Origin of the sequence: Mycoplana ramosa, from assembly GCF_041930185.1 — a bacterium.
In the GTDB taxonomy this organism is placed as follows: domain Bacteria; phylum Pseudomonadota; class Alphaproteobacteria; order Rhizobiales; family Rhizobiaceae; genus Mycoplana; species Mycoplana ramosa.
Map to the genome: position 1 here is coordinate 1 of NZ_JBHEEW010000036.1, position 1,270 is coordinate 1,270.

Annotated in this window: 1 protein-coding gene; it reads right to left on the reverse strand. The window is 60.5% G+C overall.

What is annotated here, in order from left to right; all coding sequences use genetic code 11:
• Positions 1–18: 18 nt before the first annotated feature.
• Positions 19–1,208 (reverse strand): IS3 family transposase gene (locus JNC62_RS21095; protein WP_374841436.1). Its coding sequence is split into 2 segments (ribosomal slippage): positions 19–956 and positions 956–1,208, totalling 1,191 coding nucleotides; the frame shifts between segments, so codons are not numbered across the junction.
• Positions 1,209–1,270 lie beyond the last annotated feature (62 nt).

Below are 1,270 nucleotides of genomic sequence, written 5' to 3' on the forward strand. Positions count from 1 at the left end.
TGACCTGCCACTGAACTTTCATCCGGCGGCGATTAGAGCCTCGGCGGTTTTGGATACGCCAGATGGCGCGGTGTGAGCAACCGGCGGAAACGCGAAGCTTTCAGCTTGCGCAGCGTTGGAGCCGGTTGCGGCGATGATCCCGGCATAGCCTGCCGGGGTTTGGTATCGGAGCGATGAGTGCGGTCGGAAATGGTTATAATCGTCCGCCCATTCGGCGATGGCGCTGCGGGCATGATCAAGGCCGAGGAACAGGCTTTCGTTCAAGAGCTCGTCACGCATGCGGCCGTTGAAGGACTCGACATAGCCGTTCTGCATTGGCTTTCCCGGTGCGATGTAGTGCCACTCGACCTTGTGATCCCTCGACCAGGCCAGAATCGCGTTCGAGGTGAACTCCGTGCCGTGGTCGGAAACGATCATGCCAGGCTTGCCGCGCCGTTCGAGGAGCTTGGTAAGTTCGCGTGCGACGCGACGCCCGGAGATGGATGTGTCTGGGATTGCGGCCAGGCACTCGCGCGTCACGTCGTCGACGACATTGAGGACGCGAAAGCGTCTGCCGCAGGCAAACTGGTCATGGACGAAGTCCAGCGACCAGCGGGCATTGGCCTTCGCTTCGACTAGGATCGGCGCACGCGTGCCGACAGCACGCCGCCTGGCTTTGCGCTTGCGCACGGAAAGTCCTTCCTCGCGATAGAGCCGGTAAATGCGATTGACCCCGGATGGCTCTCCCTCCCGCCGAAGCAGGATGAACAGCCGCCGATATCCGAAACGTCGTCGCTCGTTGGCCAAGTCCCGCAGCTTTGTTCGCAGTTCGACCTCCGGCGGTCGGCAGGACCGATAGCGGATCGTCTTCCGGTCGGCGGAGATGATCTGGCAGGCCCGCCGTTCCGAAAGGCCCATGACGGCTTTCAGGTGCGCGACGGCGTCACGCTTGGCGGCAGGCCCTACCATTTTTTTGATAGAAGCTCGCGGAGTGCGGCTACATCCAGCATCTGCTCGGCCAGCAGCTTCTTCAGCTTGGCGTTCTCCTCCTCGAGCGCCTTCAGACGCTTCGCCTCGGAGACTTCCATGCCGCCGTATTTGGCCTTCCAGTTGTAAAAAGTCGCTTCTGAAATCCCATGCTTGCGGCAGAGATCGGCTGCCTTCGCACCTGCCTCTTGCTCCTTCAGCACTGCAATAATCTGCTCTTCCGTGAATCTCTGCTTCTTCATGCGTCCGTCCTCAATGGGCCGGACTCTAATCCATTCTGGAGGAAATTCTCAGTGGCAGGTCA